Annotated in this window: 15 protein-coding genes; 10 read left to right on the top strand and 5 right to left on the bottom strand. The window is 72.4% G+C overall.

The features are described from left to right. Window positions 1-20 precede the first annotated feature (20 nt). Together aroC and AX018_RS02115 are read right to left on the bottom strand one after the other, a co-directional pair. The gene (gene aroC, locus AX018_RS02120) at window positions 21-1,118 is read right to left on the bottom strand and encodes a chorismate synthase (protein WP_111875657.1); all 1,098 of its coding nucleotides are present in this window, start codon (window positions 1,116-1,118) and stop codon (window positions 21-23) included. Between the two features lie 141 nt (window positions 1,119-1,259). Then, window positions 1,260-1,718 (bottom strand): CBS domain-containing protein, encoded by a 459-nt coding sequence (locus AX018_RS02115; RefSeq protein ID WP_111875656.1) that lies wholly within the window; start codon window positions 1,716-1,718, stop codon window positions 1,260-1,262. Between the two features lie 112 nt (window positions 1,719-1,830). Between AX018_RS02115 and AX018_RS02110 the strand changes: the two genes are divergently transcribed. From AX018_RS02110 to AX018_RS02100, 3 genes are all read left to right on the top strand, one after another. Then, complete coding sequence (locus AX018_RS02110; RefSeq protein WP_111875655.1) at window positions 1,831-3,147, top strand: O-acetylhomoserine aminocarboxypropyltransferase; 1,317 nt, start codon at window positions 1,831-1,833, stop codon at window positions 3,145-3,147. After that, complete coding sequence (locus tag AX018_RS02105) at window positions 3,147-3,956, top strand: alpha/beta fold hydrolase (RefSeq protein ID WP_111875654.1); 810 nt, start codon at window positions 3,147-3,149, stop codon at window positions 3,954-3,956. Before AX018_RS02110 ends, AX018_RS02105 begins: the two co-directional genes overlap by 1 nt. A 183-nt stretch (window positions 3,957-4,139) precedes the next feature. Continuing rightward, entirely contained in the window at window positions 4,140-5,519 is a 1,380-nt protein-coding gene (locus AX018_RS02100) for a CoA transferase (RefSeq protein WP_111875653.1), read from the top strand. On the opposite strand, the gene AX018_RS02095 is transcribed toward AX018_RS02100, so the two are convergent. Next, complete coding sequence (locus AX018_RS02095; RefSeq protein ID WP_111875652.1) at window positions 5,471-6,226, bottom strand: HAD family hydrolase; 756 nt, start codon at window positions 6,224-6,226, stop codon at window positions 5,471-5,473. The two genes, AX018_RS02100 and AX018_RS02095, sit on opposite strands and share 49 nt — an antisense overlap. An 83-nt stretch (window positions 6,227-6,309) precedes the next feature. Here AX018_RS02095 and hemH point away from each other — a divergent pair, with 83 nt between their 5' ends. From hemH to AX018_RS25125, 5 genes are all read left to right on the top strand, one after another. Further along, complete coding sequence (gene hemH, locus AX018_RS02090; protein ID WP_111875651.1) at window positions 6,310-7,350, top strand: ferrochelatase; 1,041 nt, start codon at window positions 6,310-6,312, stop codon at window positions 7,348-7,350. 14 nt (window positions 7,351-7,364) lie between these two features. Then, window positions 7,365-9,041 carry a sensor histidine kinase gene (locus tag AX018_RS02085; protein WP_111875650.1) on the top strand — a complete coding sequence of 559 codons (1,677 nt, stop codon included), beginning with the start codon at window positions 7,365-7,367 and terminating at the stop codon, window positions 9,039-9,041. A 49-nt stretch (window positions 9,042-9,090) separates the two neighbouring features. Continuing rightward, window positions 9,091-9,783 carry a response regulator transcription factor gene (locus AX018_RS02080; RefSeq protein WP_111875649.1) on the top strand — a complete coding sequence of 231 codons (693 nt, stop codon included), beginning with the start codon at window positions 9,091-9,093 and terminating at the stop codon, window positions 9,781-9,783. Between the two features lie 378 nt (window positions 9,784-10,161). Continuing rightward, complete coding sequence (locus tag AX018_RS02075; RefSeq protein ID WP_111875680.1) at window positions 10,162-10,641, top strand: SgcJ/EcaC family oxidoreductase; 480 nt, start codon at window positions 10,162-10,164, stop codon at window positions 10,639-10,641. 76 nt (window positions 10,642-10,717) lie between these two features. Further along, complete coding sequence (locus AX018_RS25125) at window positions 10,718-10,873, top strand: hypothetical protein (protein ID WP_170146161.1); 156 nt, start codon at window positions 10,718-10,720, stop codon at window positions 10,871-10,873. A 374-nt stretch (window positions 10,874-11,247) separates the two neighbouring features. Here the strand turns inward: AX018_RS25125 and AX018_RS02065 are convergent, their stop codons facing one another. Both AX018_RS02065 and AX018_RS02060 read right to left on the bottom strand, forming a co-directional pair. Then, window positions 11,248-11,652: a polyhydroxyalkanoate granule-associated phasin gene (locus tag AX018_RS02065; protein WP_111875647.1), complete on the bottom strand. Its 405-nt coding sequence runs from the start codon at window positions 11,650-11,652 to the stop codon at window positions 11,248-11,250. A 131-nt stretch (window positions 11,653-11,783) separates the two neighbouring features. Further along, a complete protein-coding gene (locus AX018_RS02060; RefSeq protein ID WP_111875646.1) occupies window positions 11,784-13,910 on the bottom strand; it encodes a D-(-)-3-hydroxybutyrate oligomer hydrolase in 2,127 nt (708 codons plus the stop codon). Between the two features lie 284 nt (window positions 13,911-14,194). Here AX018_RS02060 and AX018_RS02055 point away from each other — a divergent pair, with 284 nt between their 5' ends. Both AX018_RS02055 and AX018_RS02050 read left to right on the top strand, forming a co-directional pair. Next, window positions 14,195-14,434: a hypothetical protein gene (locus tag AX018_RS02055; protein WP_353618463.1), complete on the top strand. Its 240-nt coding sequence runs from the start codon at window positions 14,195-14,197 to the stop codon at window positions 14,432-14,434. A gap of 147 nt (window positions 14,435-14,581) precedes the next feature. Beyond that, window positions 14,582-16,801 carry a TonB-dependent receptor gene (locus tag AX018_RS02050; RefSeq protein WP_111875644.1) on the top strand — a complete coding sequence of 740 codons (2,220 nt, stop codon included), beginning with the start codon at window positions 14,582-14,584 and terminating at the stop codon, window positions 16,799-16,801. Window positions 16,802-16,832 lie beyond the last annotated feature (31 nt).

Below are 16,832 nucleotides of genomic sequence, written 5' to 3'. Positions count from 1 at the left end.
GGGCGGCGGGCCGGTCCGGATTACAGGAACGACGCGCGGATCGGCGCCACCGCCGGCACCACGTCGCCGCACTGGGCGCGGTGCCGCAGGGCGTGGTCCATGAGCACGATGGCCAGCAGCGCCTCGGCGATGGGCGCGGCGCGGATGCCCACGCAGGGGTCGTGCCGGCCCTTGGTGACGACCTCGGTGCTGCGGCCGTGCACGTCGATGGATTCGCGCGGGCTGATGATGGAGCTGGTGGGCTTGATGGCGATCGAGACCTCGATGTCCTGCCCGGTGCTGATGCCGCCCAGCACGCCGCCCGCGTTGTTGCCGGCGAAGCCCTGGGGCGTGAGCGAATCGCCGTGCGTGGTGCCGCGCTGCGCCACGCTCGCGAAGCCCGCGCCGATCTCCACGCCCTTGACGGCGTTGAGGCCCATCATGGCGTGGGCGATGTCGGCATCGAGCTTGTCGTAGAGCGGCTCGCCCAGGCCCACGGGCATGCCGCTCGCCTGCACGCGCAGGCGCGCCCCGCAGGAATCACCCGCCTTGCGCAGCGCGTCCATGTAGTCCTCGAAGCGCGCCACGTCGGCCACGGGCGCGAAGAAGGGGTTGGCCGGCACGTGCTCCCAGCTCTCGAACGGGATCTCCAGCTCGCCCAGCTGGGTCATGCAGGCGCGCAGTTGCACGCCGTATTTCTCGTGCAGCCACTTGCGCGCCACGGCGCCGGCGGCCACGGTGGGCGCGGTGAGGCGCGCGGACGACCGGCCACCGCCGCGCGGGTCGCGCAGGCCGTACTTGTGCCAGTAGGCATAGTCGGCGTGGCCGGGGCGGAAGCTCTCGGCGATGTTGCTGTAGTCCTTGCTGCGCTGGTCGGTGTTGCGGATCAGCAGGGCGATGGGGGTGCCGGTGGTGCGGCCCTCGTACACGCCGGAGAGGATCTCGACGGCATCGGGCTCACTGCGCTGCGTGACGTGGCGGCTGGTGCCGGGGCGCCGGCGGTCGAGGTCGGCCTGGATGTCGGCCTCGGAAAGCGCCATGCCCGGAGGGCAGCCGTCGATCACGCAGCCGATGGCCGGGCCGTGGGATTCACCGAAGTTGGTGACTGCGAATAGGGTACCGAGTGTGTTGCCGCTCATGGGCCGGGATTATCCCAGAGCCTCGCATGGGCTCCGGCGCCCGGGCGGTGGCGACCGCGGGCCCCGCGGCCACTATATTTTCAATAGCAAACTCCATAGCGGGGACGCCGACATGGAACCCCCTGGAGCCTGCAAACCGCCTCAGACCGCCGGGCGGGCATCCTCTTGTTCAGGCCAGTCGCGGATATAGGCCTTGAGCATCTTGTTCTCGAAGTTCTGGCTGTCCACCACGGCCTTGGCCACGTCGTAGAAGCTGACCACGCCCATGAGCATCCGCTTGTCCATCACCGGCATGTAGCGCGCGTGGCGGTTGAGCATCATGCGGCGCACCTCGTCCATCTCGGTCTCGAGCGTGCAGGTGAGGGGCGCGTCGTCCATGGCCGAGCGCACGAGCAGCGTGCCCACGCCGCCGCCGTTCTTCACGACGGCCTGGATGACCTCGCGGAAGGTGAGCATGCCCACGAGGTCGCCGTGGTCCATCACCACCAGGGAGCCGATGTCCTTCTCGGCCATGACCTCGATGGCGTTCGCCAGGGGCTCGTCGGCAATGACGGTGTAGAGGGTGTTGCCTTTGACGCGAAGGATGTCGCTGACTTTCATGGGGGAGGTCTCCTGGGGGGCTCCGCGGCCGGGGCGCGGGCCAGAGGGGGTCGGGTTGTCCGCGCAATATAGCCCACAATGTTGCGCTGCGATCACACACAGGAGACAACGGATGCCCGGCCATTCCGACCCCGGCTTCGACACGCTGGCGCTGCACGCGGGCGCCGTGCCCGATCCGGCCACCGGCGCGCGCGCCGTCCCGATCCACCTCACGACCTCGTTCGTCTTCGAGTCGAGCGACCACGCGGCCTCGCTCTTCAACCTCGAACGCCCCGGCCACGTCTACAGCCGCATCAGCAACCCCACCAACGCGGTGCTGGAGCAGCGCGTGGCGGCCCTGGAGGGCGGCGTGGGCGCCATCGCGGTGGCCAGCGGCCAGGCCGCGCTGCACCTGGCGATCGGCACGCTGATGGGCGCGGGCGGGCACATCGTGGCCAGCACCGCCCTCTACGGCGGCTCGCAGAACCTGCTGCACTACACGCTGCGGCGCTTCGGCATCGAGACCACCTTCGTGCGGCCCGGCGACCTGGACGGCTGGCGCGCGGCCATCCGCCCCGAGACGCGCCTTTGCTTCGGCGAGACCGTGGGCAACCCGGGCCTGGATGTGCTGGACATCCCCGCCGTGGCCGACATCGCGCACGCGGCGGGCGTGCCGCTGCTGGTGGACTCCACCCTCACCTCGCCCTGGCTGATCCGGCCCTTCGAGCACGGGGCCGATCTGGTCCACCACTCGGCCACCAAGTTCCTCTCGGGCCACGGCACTGTGATCGGCGGGGTGCTGGTGGATTCGGGCGGCTTCGACTGGGACGCCTCGGGGCGCTTTGCCGAGCTGTCCGCGCCCTACGCGGGCTTCCACGGCATGGTGTTCTCGGAGGAGTCCACCGTGGGCGCCTTCCTGCTGCGCGCGCGCCGCGAGGGGCTGCGCGACTTCGGCGCCTGCATGAGCCCGCACACGGCCTGGCTGATCCTGCAGGGCATCGAGACGCTGCCGCTGCGCATGGAGCGGCACATGCGCAACACCGAGCGGGTGGTCGAGTTCCTGGCCGCGCACCCGTTCGTGGCGCGCGTGGGCCATCCGCTGCTGGAGTCCCACCCGAGCCATGCGCTCGCGCGGCGCCTGCTGCCGCGCGGCGCGGGCTCGGTGTTCAGCTTCGACCTGCGCGGCGACCGCGCCCAGGGCCGAGCCTTCATCGAGTCGCTCAAGGTGTTCAGCCACCTCGCCAACGTGGGCGACTGCCGCAGCCTCGTGATCCACCCGGCCAGCACCACGCATTTCCGCATGGACGACGAGGCGCTCGCGCAGGCCGGCATCACGCAGGGCACCATCCGCCTCTCGATCGGGCTGGAGGACGCGGACGATCTCATCGACGACCTGAAGCGCGCGCTCAAGGCCGCCGAGAAGGCCGGCCATGGAAAGGTGGGTGCGTGATGCAGGTGACCGTGAACGGCCACGCGGCCTACTGCTACACGGGCGGCAGGCCCTTCGACGCGGCGCGCCCCACCCTCGTGCTGGTGCACGGCGTGGTCAACGACCACAGCGTCTGGGGCTGGCAGAGCCGCCATCTGGCGCACCATGGCTGGAACGTGCTGGCCGTGGACCTGCCGGGCCACGGGCGCAGCCGGGGCGATGCGCCCGAAAGCGTGGAGCAGGCGGCGGATTTCGTGGTGGCGCTGCTGCGCGCGCTGGGCGTGGAGCGCGCCGCGCTCGCGGGCCACAGCTGGGGGTCGCTGATCGCGCTGGAGGCGGCCGCGCGGCTCGGGCCCGCCGCGAGCCACCTCGCGCTGGTGGGCACGGCCTACCCGATGAAGGTCTCGCCCGCGCTCATCGAGGCGTCGCTCCACGAGCCCGAGAAGGCGCTGCGCATGGTGAACGTGTTCTCGCGCGCCAGCCTCGCATCGCCCTCGGGCGCGGGTTTCTGGGCCTTCGGCGTGGGCCTGGCGCTGGGGCGGCGCGTGCTGCGTGGCAACCCGGCGGTGAACGTGTTCCACCGCGGCTTCGTGGCCTGCGACCGCTACGCGGGTGCGGAAGCCGCCATCGCCGCCCTCGCCTGCCCGGTGCTGTTCGCGCTGGGCGCGCAGGACCAGATGACGCCGCCGCGCGCCGCGCAAGGCCTGATCGACGCCGCGCGCGCGGCGGGGCTCGGCGTGCGGGTGGAAATGCTGCCCGTGGGCCACCACCAGATGACCGAAGCGCCGGAAGAGACGCTGGCCGCGCTGCGCGCATTCCTGGGCACGTAAGGCCAGCCGGCGGCACCGCAGATGCATGCTTGAAGCCAAACGAGCCCCATGCCGCCGTATCCATTCAATAATTTGCTATTAATTCAATAGCAATTCATTCTTACTCCGGCCTTCTGCCAGCATGGCGGGGCCGGGCCTGCGGTCAAACCCCTGCCCAACCGGCTGCTTCAAGGGAGTGCACACATGCCTTCATCCGATTCCCCCGTCGCCGCACTGTGGCGCCTGGCCGGGCTGCCCGGGCAGGCGCTCGAATGGCTCGACCTACCGGGGCGCGACCCGGTGTTCCCGTCGTCGTTCGCGGTGGGCACCGCGGCGCAGGCCTCCATCGCCGCCGCGGCATTGGCCGCCTGCGAGCTGGGTCACGTGCGCGGCGGTGAGCGCCAGCGCGTGTCGGTCGATGCGCTGCACGCGGCCGTGGAGTGTTCGGGCTGGTTCGCGCTGGACGGCGTGGTGCCCGACCCGTGGGACACGTTCTCGGGCCTCTACCGCTGCGCGGACGGCCATGTGCGGGTGCACGCCAACTTCGCCCACCACCGGGACGGTGCCCTGCGGCTGCTGGGGCTGCCGCCGGAGACCGCCGCACGCGCCGACGCCGAGCGGGCGATGGCCGGCTGGGGCGCGCTGGATTTCGAGACCGCCGCCGCCGAACGCGGGCTGGTGGCCACCGCGCTGCGCACCTTCGCCGGGTGGGACGCCACGCCCCAGGGACAGGCCATCGCCGCACAGCCGGCAATGTCGATCGAACGCATCGGCGATGCGCCGCCCCTGGCGCTGCCGCCGCTGGCGGACGGCGCGCGGCCGCTGGCCGGCGTGCGCGTGCTCGACCTCACCCGCGTGCTCGCCGGCCCGGTGGCCGGGCGCGCGCTGGCCGCGCTGGGCGCGGACACCCTGCTCATCAATGCGCCGCACCTGCCCAACATCGAGGCGATCGCGGACACGAGCCGCGGCAAGCGTTCGGCACACGCCGAACTGCGCACGCCCGAAGGGCGCGATGCGCTCTGGCAGGCGGCGGAAGGCGCGCACGTGTTCTCGCAGGGCTACCGGCCCGGGGGCCTGGGCGCGCTCGGGTTCTCGCCGCAGGCGCTGGCCGGGCGGCGCCCGGGCATCGTCTGCGTGTCGCTCACGGCCTATGGCACGCAGGGCCCATGGGCCGGCCGCCGGGGCTTCGATTCGCTGGTGCAGACCGCCATGGGCTTCAACCACGCCGAGGGCGAGGCCGACGGCAGCGGCCGGCCGCGCGCGCTGCCGATGCAGATCCTCGACCAGGCCAGCGGCTGGCTCATGGCCTTCGGCGCGGCGGCCGCGCTGCGCCGCCAGCAGCAGGAGGGCGGTAGCTGGCATGTGCAGGTGTCGCTCGCGCAGACGGGGCACTGGCTGCGCGGCCTGGGCCGCGTGCCCGGCGGGCTGCAGGCCGCGAAGCCGGATTTCGGCCCCTACCTGGAAGAAGTGGATTCGGGCTTCGGCCGGTTGCGGGCCGTGCGCCCCAGCGCCGTGCTGGAACGCACGCCGGCGCGCTACGAAAGGCGCTCGGAGCCGCCGGGCAGCTCGCCGCTGCGCTGGTGAGCGGCGCCCAGCGCGGGCGCGAGCAGGCGGCACAGGCCCGTGAGGTCTTCCACGGTGGCCGGGGCCTCGCCCCCGTGCGGCCACGCCGCGCCGCCCCGGTTGATCCAGACGGCCTGCATGCCGGCCTGCCGCGCGCCGCAGGCATCGAGCGTGGCATCGTCGCCCACGTGCAGCACCGCTTCCGGCGCCACGCCGAGGCGCCCGGCCGCCTCATGGAAGATGCGCGGATCGGGCTTGGCCACGCCGAACTCGCGCGCCGTCACGCTGCCCTGGAAGTAGCGGTCGATGCCGATCAGGCCCAGGTTGGCGTTGCCGTTGGTCAACGCCAGCAGCGGATGGCGCATGGCCAGGAATTCGAGCGCAGCGATGGCGTCGTCGTACAGCTCCACGCGCTGGCGCTCGGCGAAGAAAAGATCGAACGCCGCATCGGTGAGCGACTCGTCGTCGCCGGCCCGCCGCAGGGCCGCGCGGATGCTTTCACGGCGCAGGGCGCTCAGGTCGTGGCCGAGGTGGGCATGGGCCTGCACCACCTCGGCGCGGATCTCGGCGGCGGCCCCGGCATCGGCCAGCAGCGCCGCGGTGGCCGGCGCGCGCGGCGTGAGCCAGGCGCGCAGCACCTGTTCGGCACGGCCGATGGTGGGCCAGATCGGCCAGAGGGTGTCGTCGAGATCGAGGGTAATGGCGCGAATGCGGGCGGTGTCGAGCATGGTGGCCGAGAATAGCGCAGCCTTTTGCCACAATGCCTGCGGCCCTTGGCGCACGAACGCCCCTTTCCATTCCGACGCATTCCATGCCCGCACCCGCCGCAGACCGCTTCCAGCCCGCCCCGCCGCCCCGCACCGCCGTGCTGCTGTGCAACCTGGGCACCCCCGATGCGCCCACGGCGCCCGCGCTGCGGCGCTACCTGGCGCAGTTCCTCTCCGATCCGCGCATCGTCGAGATCCCGCGCCTGGCCTGGCTGCCCATCCTGCACGGCATCATCCTGCGCGTGCGCCCCGCCAAATCCGCCGCCAAGTACGCCAGCATCTGGATGCCCGAAGGCTCGCCGCTCGCCGTGTGGACGCAGCGGCAGGCCACGCTGCTGCGCGGCTGGCTGGGCGAGGCCGGCCTGCGCGTGCCGGTGCGCCACGCGATGCGCTACGGCCAGCCGTCCATCGCCGCGCAGCTGCAGGCCCTGCAGGCCGAGGGCGTGGAGCGCGTGCTGGTGCTGCCGCTCTATCCGCAGTATTCGGGCACCACCACGGCCAGCGTGGTGGACGACGTGTGCGCCTATGCCACGCGCACGCGGCGCCTGCCGGAGCTGCGCTTCGTGAACACCTACCACGACCACCCCGGCTACATCGCCGCGCTGGCGCAGAGCGTGCACGCGCACTGGCAGCGCGAGGGCGGCCCCGCCGAGCAACTGGTGATGAGCTTCCACGGCATTCCCGAGCGCGCCGTGCTGCGCGGCGACCCCTACCGGGATGAATGCCTGGCCACCGCGTCGCTGCTGGCCGGGGCCCTGGGGCTGCCGCCGGAGCGCTGGCGCGTGACCTTCCAGTCCCGCTTCGGCAAGGCGAAGTGGCTGGAGCCCTACACCGAGCCCACGCTCGTCGCCATGGCCCGGGGCGGCACGCGCAGCGTGGACGTGATGTGCCCCGGCTTCACCAGCGACTGCCTGGAGACGCTGGAGGAGATCAACCAGGAAGCGCGCGAAGCCTTCCTGCACGCGGGCGGCAGCGAGTTCCGCTACATCCCCTGCCTGAACGGCGACAACGCCTGGATCACCGCCCTGAGCCAGATCGCGCGGCAGCACCTCGCGGGCTGGGAAGAGCCCGCGCCCGTCGCCTAGCCCCAGGAGTCCCCATGTTCCGACTGCGCCTCTCCCTGGCCTTCGCCGCGCTGGTGGCGCTGGTGTGCGCCCAGGCCACCTTCGTCTACTGGGGATCGACCCGCGTCTACAACTTCACCCAGCACAGCCGCCTGGCGAGCGACATCCTCTCCGAGCTGAATGAGCTGGCCGCCAACAAGCAGCGCCTGCGCGTGTGGGCCTCGCAGCGGCTCATGAACGTCGATGCCTCGGTCGAGGTGCGCGACGCGCTGCTGGCCAGCATGAAGAAGAACGCGGCCCAGTTGCGCCAGCTTACGGAGCGCGACACCGCGCTCTGGGCCGAGATGGCCGAGCACGAGGGCATCGAGACACCGCCCGAGGTGCGCGAACTGAACGCCGCCGCGCGGCTGTTCGACAACAACATCGCCGCCGTGCAGGCGCGCCTCATGCTGCTGCAGCCGCTGCAGCCCGGGTCGGAGTTCGCCTCGGTGTGGCAGGAGCTGAACCAGGTGTTCGACATGGCGAACGGCCGCGACCTGCGCGAGCTGCTGAGCGGCGCCATCGAGCGGCAGCGCCGCGCCGTGCCCATCGCCCGCGCCGACACCGAACGCGGCCTGCACGAGCTGCGCACCCAGGCCGTGGGCCTGGCGGTGCTCACGCTGGCCACCGCCATCGTGCTCGCGGTGCACCTCACGCGCCGCCTGCAGCGGCCGCTGGACCGCCTGCTCGCCGGCACCCGCGCCCTGCAGGCCGGCGCGCTCGACCACCGGGTGGAGACCGGCTCGGGCGACGAATTCGACCGCGTGGCCGAGCACTTCAACGCCATGGCTGCCGAGCTGCAGGAGCACCACCGCATGGCCGACGCCGCGCGGCGGCGCCTGGAAGACGCCGTGGAAGCCCGCACCGCCGAGCTGCGCACCGCCCACGAGGCGCTGCAGCGCAGCGACGAGCGCCGCCGGCAGCTCTTCGCCGACCTGAGCCACGAGCTGCGCACCCCCGCCACCGCCATCCGCGGCGAGGCCGAGATCGCCCTGCGCGGCGGCGACCGTCCGGCCACCGAATACCGCCAGACCCTGGCGCGCATCGTGGGCGCCGTGGAGCAGCTCACCGGCGTGGTCGAGGACCTGATGCTCGTGGCCCGCGCGGAGGCCGACCGGCTCGCGATACGGCCCGGCCGCATGTGCCTGGGCGCCCTGCTGCGCGACGCGGCCGAGCAGGCCGAGGCGCTGGGCGCCCTGCACGGCATCCACGTGCGCCTGGAATCCCCCCCCGGCGGATCCCCCTCCCCGGACGACGACGAGCTGGCCGACGCCCCCCTGCTGCACGCCGACGCCGACCGGCTGCGGCAGGCGCTCATGATCGTGCTGGACAACGCCGTGCGCTATTCGCACGACGGCGGCACCGTGCGGCTGGGCTGGCAGCCCGGCGCGGACGGCGGGCTCGACATCGAGGTGCGCGACGAAGGCATCGGCATCGACGCGCAGGAACTGCCGCTCGTCTTCCAGCGCTTCATGCGCGGCAGTCGCGCGCGCGCGCACCGCGCGGACGGCACGGGCATCGGCCTGTCCATCGCCCAGTCGATCGTCGAGGCCCACCGCGGCGCCATCACCATCCACAGCACCCAGCCCGGCGGCACCGCGGTGCGCATCCACCTGCCGCAGGACTGCGTGGAAGCACCCGCCGCGCCGGCGCCCGAGCAACGTACCGCATGACCCCGACCACCCCCTCTCCCCTTCCCGAGCCCCGCCAGGAGGCGACCCGATGAGCATGGCGCACATCCTGATCGTGGAAGACGATCCCCGCGTGTCCGACTTCCTGCAGCGGGGCCTGCGCGCCGAGGGCTACGGCGTGCAGCTCGCGCGCACCGGAACCGAAGGCCTGGAGCTGGCGCGCGGCGGCGGGCATGCCCTGCTGATCCTCGACGTCATGCTGCCCGGCATGACCGGGCTGGACCTGTGCCAGTCGCTGCGGGCCGAGGGCGTGCAGGTGCCGGTGCTGATGCTCACGGCCCTGAGCACCATCGAGGACAAGGTCAACGGCCTGAAGCTCGGCGCCGACGACTACCTCACCAAGCCCTTCGCCTTCGAGGAACTGCTCGCGCGCATCGAGGCGCTGCTGCGCCGGGGCCGCGAGCAGCGGCCCAAGGCCACCTCCCTGCAGGTGGCCGACCTGGTGCTGGACCTGGAACGCATGCAGGCCAGCCGCGCGGGCAGGCCCATCGCCCTCACCGCCAAGGAGCTGGCCTTCCTGGAGCTGCTGATGAGCGCGCCGGGGCGCCTGTGCAGCCGCGAGCGCATCCTCTCCAACGTCTGGGGGCTGCACGAGGACCCGCTCACCAACGTGGTGGACGTGTACGTGCGCCGCCTGCGCGCCAAGATCGACGAGGGCCACCCGGTGGCCCTGCTCAAGACCGTGCGCGGCCTGGGCTACCGGCTCGACGACAGTACGGTTTAAGGGGGCAACCCCCTGTGGCGCTGCGCGCCTTCCCCCTTCTCTCGCGCTGCGCGCGGGAAGGGGGACGACGCCGGTGGCCGGGCGGAGCCCGCTCCACGGCGTCCGCTGGCGTGGCCTGCTCCGCGGCCATCGGACGGGAAGCGCAGCGCGGGCGCCATCCGCCGCGCCATGAAAAACCGAGGCGCGCCATCCTTCGTGCTGCGCGAGAAATGCCGGGCCGGGGGAGCGCGCGCATTCATCCTGCGTTCATGTGCGCGTCAGCGCACTTTCACGCGGCTGTCAGGGCTGGGTTAATGCGCGCGCCGAACAATGAAGTCCTGCCCCGATCGACGGGGCGGCGCCGGAAACGGCGACATCATCGACCTCAAGGAAAGTTTCATGACCATGATCCGCGCAGCTTCCATCGCAGCCACCGTGCTTGGCCTCTCGGCCCCTGTGTTCGCACAGGCCCCGGCCGCCGCAGCAGGCTGCCAGCCCGTCACCGAGCAACAGGTGACGGCCCTCTTCGACCGCTGGAACGCGTCGCTGCAGACGCTCGATCCGGACAAGGTCGTGGCCAACTACGCGCCCGATGGCGTGCTGCTGGCCACCGTGTCCAACCAGCCGCGCACGACGAGCCCCCAGATCCATGACTACTTCGTGAAGTTCCTGAAGGGCCATCCGCAAGGCAAGATCGACAGCCGCGTGGTCAAGATCGGCTGCAACGTGGCGCAGGACGTGGGCACCTACACGTTCACGTTCAAGGACGGCAAGAAGGTGCATGCCCGCTACACCTACGTGTACGAGTACACCGGCGGCGACTGGAAGATCGCCCACCACCACTCCTCGGCCATGCCCGAGAAGGTCGCCGCGAAGTAACGCCCGCCGGCACGGCGCGCCGCCTGGATGGGGCGGCGTGCCGGCCCCCTCCCCGCCCCAGGAACGGAAGACCGCCATGACCCCCGACAACCGGTTCCAGCCCCCCAAGGCCACTCCCTGCGCGCCCACGCGCTACCGCCACCTCTTTTGCGCGCACGCGCCCTGCCATCCCCAGCGCGCGCGCCACCACCAGCGGCCGCACGGCCCGCGCCCGGCCGACGACCGGACCTGACGGGCCCTGCCCTGCGGCTCCGCAATCCAAAAGATCACTGCGTTGCTTCGCTTTGCCGTGCTGCCGCACGGCCTGCCGCTTCGCGCCTGGTTTTCTCCTGGATGGCAAACCCATATCCATTTCCATAGCGCTGCGCGCCACCCGCGACGCATGAAACCGGCGCTGCGTCCCTCGTCCGGAGGCCGCGGAGCAGACCATGCCAGCGGACGCCGTGGAGCGGGCTTGGCCCGGCCACCGGCGTCGTCCCCCTTCCCGCAGGAGAAGGGGCTGAAGGCCGCGGCTCCAAGCCTGCCTGCGCAGGCTTGGACGGCACTGAAGAGCTGCTGCCTCTGGCGGCTGCACCGAGGCGCGCAACGCCACAGGGGGTTGTGGTTTCACCCCAGCGGCGTGCGCGACAGCCGGCGGGCATTCGCCACGGCCGTCTGCCGCACGGGCGCGAGGCCCTTGCCGAGCACGCCGGCGGCGGCATCCTGCCATTGCCGGGCCAGCGCCGGGCCGGCCGCGAGGCTCCAGGGCGTCCACCAGAGCCGCAGCATCGCGGCGCCCAGGGTCTGCTGCGCCCGCAGGGCCTGCATGCCCATGGCGGCCCAGGAGCGGGCGAACGCCCATTGCTTCTCGGCCACCATGCGGCCGAATTCGCGCTGGTCTCTCTCCGAGGGCATGGCGCCCGCCAGCGCCATGCGCGCCACGCGGTGGGCCACGACGGGCGGCACGGCCATCGCCAGGGCGGTGCCCTGGCGGGCCAGGGAGCGGGTTTGCCGGGAAGATCGGACAGGCATGGCGACTCTCCTGAAAGTGGGGCTGCCCCCACTCTAGCCCCGGCCCGCGCCCTGCGGGCCGCAGCAACCCCGCCCCGGGCGGGGGTTTGGCGCGCCCGCGGCGCCAGCGCGCGGCCGCTTCGGGTGCCGTGTCAGTCCGGCACGGAGATCGCGCCGCTCGTGACCGTGATCACGTTGCCCGCGGCCGGCGTGGCCGCGATGGCCGGCACGTTGGCCGCCGTGATGGCGGGCGCGGCGCCGGGCGTGCCGCCGCGCGGCACCGTGCGCACCACCTGGCTCGGCGGTAGGGGCTGGCCGTTGACCAGGTGCTCGTACATCGCGTCGAGCGCGCGGTTCAGGTACACGTGCAGCGGCACGTAGCGCGTGTCGTAGCCGGGCAGCGCGGCCGTGAGGCCGATGAAGCCGTCGAAGTGCTGGGCGTTCGTCACCTCGATGTAGCGCAGCTGGCTGGCCGCGCCCTCGACCCGGCGGTTGAGGGCCGTGTAGGGCCGCGACGTGTGGTTCACGGGCAGCAGCGCGTCGTCGCGGCCGTGCACGATGATCGCGGGCTTGCCGCGCAGGTTGCCGTTGCGCCGCGTCTCGTCGAGCCCCGCCTGCAGGCGCAGCGCCGCCGCGTCGGAGCCGGTCACGAGGTTGCGCAGGCACAGCGCGCCGTCGAAGTTCCAGGTCGGCACGCCGGCCGCGTTGAACGAGAACAGGTCGCGCGCGGGCGCGCCCCGGCTGCGGTCGTTGACGATCTGCACGCCCACCGTGGGCGGAATGCCGCTGCCGGTGGCGAACATGTCGGCCAGCACCGCGGGCGCGAGGGCCGTCACCGCCCCGGTGGCCGACGTGGCCGCGAAGCTGTAGCCGCAGAGGTTGTCCCTCACGCCGGTGCGCGACAGCGCGCTGGCGAAGGTGACGGCGATGGCCGGCGCCACCTCGAATGCCGCGAAGGACGCATGCTGCACGCCGGATTCGGGCTCCCAGCCGTAGGCCACCAGGCGGGCCAGGGCCTCCTCGGCCTGGGCGCTGGTGGTCGTGGCCGTGAGCAGGCCCTGCGCGCGCAGCGCCGCGCAGCGGTTGGGCGCCACGGGGAACGCCGGGTCAGCGAAGCTGGTCGCGAAGGTCGCCGCGAAGGGGGTGGAGGCGAGCGAGGGCGCGAGGGCCGCGCAGGACTGGTAGAGGTGCGCCTCGGTCACGAAGTCGATGAGCGGGCGGCCGTTGACGGCCACGTTGCGCCCGCCGCGCTGCACGGTGACGCCCGCGTTGGCGGGCATCTGCACCGCCGGCTCCGACACGGCCACGCCGTCGATCAGGCCCTGCGTGTCCTGCTCGGCCGCGGCGATGGCCGCGCCGCCGCCGTTGGAGAGGCTCGACGCGATCACGATGGTGTTGGCGGGCTTGTAGTTGCGCAGCCGCTGCCCCCCGGGCGAGAGATCGCCGAAGCGGTCGTTGATCATGTAGAAGGCGAACTCCACCGCCTGCAGCGTGGCGGTGCCCCAGTCCTTCTCGGGGTTCTGGCCCGAGTGTGCGTGCTTGAAGGCCAGCCGCCGGGGCGTGGCCGCGTTGAAGGCGGCCAGCTCGTCGGCCGAGAGGCCCGCGTTGAAGGCCGCGCGCGTGCCCGCGAGCGTGGCCGTCGTGCGGGTGCCGTCGATCAGGGCTACCGTGTCGTTCTGCAGGTCGTGCGGCGACGTGCCCGTGCCCTTGTCGGTGTAGGCCACCGCGCAGCCGCGCTTCAGGCCCCATTCGCCCGTGGCGATGCCGCCGTAGATGCCGCGCGAGCCCGAGGCGGTCGCGGTCACGATGCAGGGCCGCGCGCGGTCGAACGAATCGGGCACCTGGACCATGAGCGTGATGTTGCGCCGCCCGGTGCCGTCGTCCGAATAGGCGATGGCCTCCACGCCGGCGATCAGGCCCTCGCCCGTGGTCACCCGGCCCTGGGCATCCACGTTGGGGCCGTAGAGGGTGCCGTAGCCGCCCGCGTCGGTGATGTCCACCAGCGCGCGGTAGTTCGCGAAGATGGCGTTGCGCCGCAGCTCCTCGGCCGTGGGCTGGCTGCCCTGGTAGCCCGGCGCCTGCGTGTCCTGCAGGCCGGTGCGGCCCATGCCGGCGGTGAGCAGGTCGTCGCCCACGCCGTCGTAGGTGGTCTGCTGCAGCCCGGAGAGGTAGCTGGGGCGGACATTGAAGTCGTAATCGACGTTGGCGCCGCCCCCCCCGCCACACGATGACAGGGCCAGGGCTGCGAGCAGGAGCGGGGTGGTTTTTCCTATGGTCATGGATGGATTCCTCCAAAAAAGGGGGTGGCGGCCGCCAGGGCAGAACGAGCCACCGAACGGCCGACATTCAACCACGGCCGGAGGCGCTCGGCCAGAGCCGCGCACCGTGGAATCTGCCGCAATACCCGGATTTCAATGCGAACCATTCGCAATATCTTTTAGAATGACCGCCTTGCAAAACAGTGCCCTGGTGGGGAGCCCCGGCGGACCGGACGTCCCCGGGGCGCGCTGTGCCGATCCGTGCCGGCGCCTTCTCCTCCCCTCGCACGCCCAAGCCCCCGCCCATGCCTCCTTCCGATCCGACCCCGTCGCGGCCCGCGCCGTCCGCTCCCATGGCCTCCGCCACGCACCGCGCCGGGCGCCTGTGGGGCTGGCCCATCGCCCTGGGCGTGCTGACCACCAGCGGCCTGCTCAGCGCCCTGGTGTCCGAGGGCCTGGGCGACGTGTGGTCGTGGTTCGCGCTGGGCGTGCCGGTCGCCACCATGGCGTGGTTCGGCTGGGTCCAGCGGCCGCACCGGGCCTGACGCCGGTCCGCACCCGATCGCTCCCATTTCAATAGCAAGAAACCCAACAAATACGGCGACATGGAGCCTCCCAGGCACACAAGAAGCCCCGGTACCGCTCCAGCGCCCCTCCTCTTTTCCTCCCCCTCCCGCCCAGGCACCCCGACCATGAACCGCCACCACCCCATCGCCATCGCCGCGTCCCTCGCGCTCGCCCTCCTGGGGCAGCAGGCCGCCGCGCAATCCGCCACGCCGGCCGCGCCCGCCGCCGGCGCCGACACCCCGGCCCTGCCCACGGTGACCGTGGGCGCGAGCGCCGATGCCTCGGCCCAGGGCCTCTCGCCCGCGTATCCGGGCGGGCAGGTGGCGCGCGGCGGCCGCGCGGGCATCCTGGGCACGCGCGACGGCATGGAGACGCCCTTCAGCATCACCAGCTACACCAACGAGCTGATCCAGGACAAGCAGGCCAAGAGCGTCGGCGACGTGCTGCAAAACGATGCCGGCGTGCGCGTGGCGCGCGGCTTCGGCAACTTCCAGGAGTCGTACTTCATCCGCGGCTTCATCCTCGGCTCGGACGACACCGCCTACAACGGCCTCTACGGCCTGCTGCCCCGGCAGTACATCGCCACCGAGCTGTTCGAGCGCGTGGAAGTGCTGCGCGGCGCCTCCACCTTCGTCTCGGGCGCCGCGCCCGCGGGCGGCGGCATCGGCGGCTCGGTCAACCTGCTGCCCAAGCGCGCGCCCAACGAGCCCCTGTCGCGGGTCACGGTGGGCACGGGCTCGGGCGGCCGGGGCGAGGCGGCCGTGGACATCGGCCGCCGCTTCGGCCCCGACGGCGGCACCGGCATCCGCTTCAATGCCGCCTACCAGGACGGCGACACCGCCGTGGACCACGAGAAGGCCCAGCTCGGCCTCGTGGCCCTGGGCCTGGACTGGCGCAGCCGCGACGTGCGCCTCTCGGGCGACATCGGCTGGCAGGAGCACAAGCTCAAGGGATCGCGACCCAACGTGACGCTGAGCGGCCTCTCGTCGGTGCCCGCCGCGCCCGACGCCTCCGCCAACTTCTCCCAGCCCTGGGCCTACTCCAACGAGCGCGACGTGTTCGGCACCTTCCGCGGCGAGGTGGACCTCTCCCCGGACGTGACCGCCTGGGGCGCCTGGGGCCTGCGGCGCGGCGAGGAGGCCAACTCGCTCGCCAACCTCACGGTGACCAACGCCGCCACGGGCGCGGGCAACACCTACCGCTTCGACAACACCCGCAAGGACCGCGTGGACACGGGCGAGCTGGGCGTGCGCGGCAAGCTGCGCACCGGCGCGGTGGGCCATGCCTGGGTGGCCTCGCTGTCGTACTTCGAGGCCGAGAAGGACAACGCCTACGCGATGGACTGGCAGAACACCTTGCCCTCCAGCCTCTACCAGTACACCCCGCGCGGCCTGCCCGCGTTCAGCGCGAACACGCTCTACGGCGGCTCGCTCGCCAGCCCCAACCTCACCGGCCGCACGCGCTTCACGAGCTTCGCGCTGGGCGACACGCTGTCCTTCGCGCAGGACACGGTGCAGCTCACCCTGGGCCTGCGGCACCAGAGGATGGAGGTCTCCGACTACGCCTACGGCACCTCCGCCCTGCTCAGCCAATATGACCAGAGCCACAACAGCCCCCTGGCAGCCCTGGTGTTCAAGGTCGCGCCGCAGTGGTCGCTCTACGGCAACTACGCCGAGAGCCTGAGCCAGGGCGAAACCGCGCCGGCCACCGCCAACGGCACGCCCGTGACCAACCGCGGCCAGCAGCTCTCGCCCTACGTGGCCAAGCAGAAGGAAGTGGGCATCAAATACGACGGCGGCCGCCTGCGCGGCTCGCTGGCGCTCTTCAACATCACCCGGCCCCGCGCCTACGTGACCGCGGCCAACGTGTTCAGCACCGCCGGGCAGGACCGCCACCGCGGCGTGGAACTGGACCTGCAGGGCGAAGCCGCCCGGGGCCTGCGCGTGCTCGGCGGCGTGACCTGGCTGGACGCGAAGCAGCGCGAGACCGGCGTGGCCGCCCTCAACGGCAACCGCGTGATCGGCGTGCCGCGCCTGCAGGCCAATGCCGGCGTGGAATGGGACGTGCCCGGCGTGCGCGGCCTGGCGCTGGACACGCGCCTCGTCTATACCGGCGCGAGCTATGCCGACGCAGCCAACACCCTGCGCGTGCCCGGCTGGACGCGCCTGGACCTGGGCGTGCGCTACGCCACCGAGTGGAGCGGCCGCCTCGTGACCCTGCGCGCCCGCGTGGACAACGTGGCCGACCGCAACTACTGGGCCTCGGCCGGCGGCTACCCCGGCGCGGGCTACCTGGTGGTGGGCGCGCCCCGCACCTTCACGCTGAGCGCCAGCGTGGACTTCTGAGTTCCGCCCCTCCCTTCCACCCTCCCCACGC

Source organism: Paracidovorax anthurii (assembly GCF_003269065.1).
In the GTDB taxonomy this organism is placed as follows: domain Bacteria; phylum Pseudomonadota; class Gammaproteobacteria; order Burkholderiales; family Burkholderiaceae_C; genus Paracidovorax; species Paracidovorax anthurii.
The sequence above is the reverse complement of the archived record's forward strand: the minus strand, read 5'-3'. Positions and strand labels throughout refer to the sequence as shown.

What these genes read in the sequence shown, in the direction of transcription:
- aroC (WP_111875657.1), bottom strand. Translation starts at nt 1,118, where the DNA reads ATGAGCGGCAACACACTCGGTACCCTATTCGCAGTCACCAACTTCGGT.
- AX018_RS02115 (WP_111875656.1), bottom strand. Translation starts at nt 1,718, where the DNA reads ATGAAAGTCAGCGACATCCTTCGCGTCAAAGGCAACACCCTCTACACC.
- AX018_RS02110 (WP_111875655.1), top strand. Translation starts at nt 1,831, where the DNA reads ATGCCCGGCCATTCCGACCCCGGCTTCGACACGCTGGCGCTGCACGCG.
- AX018_RS02105 (WP_111875654.1), top strand. Translation starts at nt 3,147, where the DNA reads ATGCAGGTGACCGTGAACGGCCACGCGGCCTACTGCTACACGGGCGGC.
- AX018_RS02100 (WP_111875653.1), top strand. Translation starts at nt 4,140, where the DNA reads ATGCCTTCATCCGATTCCCCCGTCGCCGCACTGTGGCGCCTGGCCGGG.
- AX018_RS02095 (WP_111875652.1), bottom strand. Translation starts at nt 6,226, where the DNA reads ATGCTCGACACCGCCCGCATTCGCGCCATTACCCTCGATCTCGACGAC.
- hemH (WP_111875651.1), top strand. Translation starts at nt 6,310, where the DNA reads ATGCCCGCACCCGCCGCAGACCGCTTCCAGCCCGCCCCGCCGCCCCGC.
- AX018_RS02085 (WP_111875650.1), top strand. Translation starts at nt 7,365, where the DNA reads ATGTTCCGACTGCGCCTCTCCCTGGCCTTCGCCGCGCTGGTGGCGCTG.
- AX018_RS02080 (WP_111875649.1), top strand. Translation starts at nt 9,091, where the DNA reads ATGAGCATGGCGCACATCCTGATCGTGGAAGACGATCCCCGCGTGTCC.
- AX018_RS02075 (WP_111875680.1), top strand. Translation starts at nt 10,162, where the DNA reads ATGACCATGATCCGCGCAGCTTCCATCGCAGCCACCGTGCTTGGCCTC.
- AX018_RS25125 (WP_170146161.1), top strand. Translation starts at nt 10,718, where the DNA reads ATGACCCCCGACAACCGGTTCCAGCCCCCCAAGGCCACTCCCTGCGCG.
- AX018_RS02065 (WP_111875647.1), bottom strand. Translation starts at nt 11,652, where the DNA reads ATGCCTGTCCGATCTTCCCGGCAAACCCGCTCCCTGGCCCGCCAGGGC.
- AX018_RS02060 (WP_111875646.1), bottom strand. Translation starts at nt 13,910, where the DNA reads ATGACCATAGGAAAAACCACCCCGCTCCTGCTCGCAGCCCTGGCCCTG.
- AX018_RS02055 (WP_353618463.1), top strand. Translation starts at nt 14,195, where the DNA reads ATGCCTCCTTCCGATCCGACCCCGTCGCGGCCCGCGCCGTCCGCTCCC.
- AX018_RS02050 (WP_111875644.1), top strand. Translation starts at nt 14,582, where the DNA reads ATGAACCGCCACCACCCCATCGCCATCGCCGCGTCCCTCGCGCTCGCC.